At 73.9% G+C, this 1446-nt stretch carries 1 protein-coding gene; it reads left to right on the forward strand.

What is annotated here, in order from left to right; all coding sequences use genetic code 11:
• Nucleotides 1-1446, forward strand: a 1446-nt coding sequence (locus tag DZF91_RS02945) for an FtsK/SpoIIIE domain-containing protein (RefSeq protein WP_147340962.1), incomplete at both ends; no start/stop codon positions are given.

Here is a 1446-nt window from a genome sequence, read left to right on the forward strand (position 1 = left end):
GGCGCTGCGGCCTCGGCCGCCGACGGGCCCGCCGCGCTCGGCGTGCTGGCCCTGACCGGCGCCGGGACCGTCGGCGCCTACATGGCCGGCCGCCAACGCCTGGGCCGGTGGGGCCGCGCGTACGCTGCGGTCGCCTGCACCGCGAGCCTGTCGTGGCAGACCGTGGCCGCGGCCGTCGGGCCGGGCGCCGTGCAGGCCGCTCTGTGGCTGGGAGGGGCGGCGCTCGCGCTGCCCTGGTGGGTCCGCCACAGCGAGGCCACTCCGGACATCACCGCAGAGCAGGCGCTCCAGGACGCTCGCCCCGAGCCCGCCGAGCCGACCGGCCCGGACTGGCGCGCCGTCCGCTGGGAGGAGTACATGGGCGCCCAGCGCGGCGCGCTCGCCGGATCGACGCTGACCGACATCACCGAGATCGCCTATGGGTGGACCGCCACCGTCGACCTGGGCCGTGGTGAGCACTGGAACACCGTCACCGGCTGCCTGGCCACCATCGCCTCGGTCTACGACCTGCCCGACGGGCGGGTCCTGGCCGAGCCGATCCAGGGACAGCCGGTCCACAAGGCCCGCCTGACCGTCCTGACGATCAACCCGCTGGAGGACGTGCGCCGCTGGACCGGGCCCGGCCTGGACAACGCCACCGGGACGTTCCCGCTGGCGGTCACCGCCGACGGGCAAATGCTGCACTGGCGGCTGTGGTGGCCGGGCGCGGGCATGTGCCACGGCCTGGTGGCCGGCACCACCGGATCGGGCAAGTCCGCCGCGCTCGACCTGATCCTGTCGGAGGTCGGCATGTCCGACCGGCTCATCCCGATCGTCATCGACGGGTCCGGCGGCATGTCCGTGCCGGACTGGATCCCCCACGTCCCCTACACCGCCACCACGGTGGACGACACCCTTGAGCTGCTGGACCGGATCATCGCCCTGATGGACGCGCGATTCGCCGCCCTCACCACGGTGGCGTGGCGCGACAAGCAGGGCCGGGCCCGGACCGGACGCCACTCGATCGACCCCACCCCCGACATGCCGGGCCTGGTGATCGTCATCGATGAGGCGCACCGGCTGCTGATGGACGGCGACCACGGCAAGGAGATCCGCCGCCGGGTCGAGATCATCACCCAGATGGGCCGCAAGGTCGCGATCTGCGTCGTCCTGGCGACCCAGCAGGCCAGCGTGACCCAGCTCGGCGGCTCCAGCGTGATCCGCGACATGTGCAAGAGCGGCAACGTCGTCGCGCTGCGCACCGGTGAGCGGGTGTCGGGCGGCATGGTCGGCTCGGTGGCGCTGCCCGAGCCGCTGCACACCCTGCCGCTGGAGTGGCCGGACGGGTCGCCCACCCAGGGCCTGTGCTACGTCACCACCGCCCGGCCGATCCGCTCCCGCACGCTGTGGGTCCACGACCCCTACGCCGTGGCCACCGCTCAGACCCCCGTCCGACTGGACGACCTC

Origin of the sequence: Actinomadura logoneensis (genome assembly GCF_003428695.1) — a bacterium.
Classification (GTDB): domain Bacteria; phylum Actinomycetota; class Actinomycetes; order Streptosporangiales; family Streptosporangiaceae; genus Spirillospora; species Spirillospora logoneensis.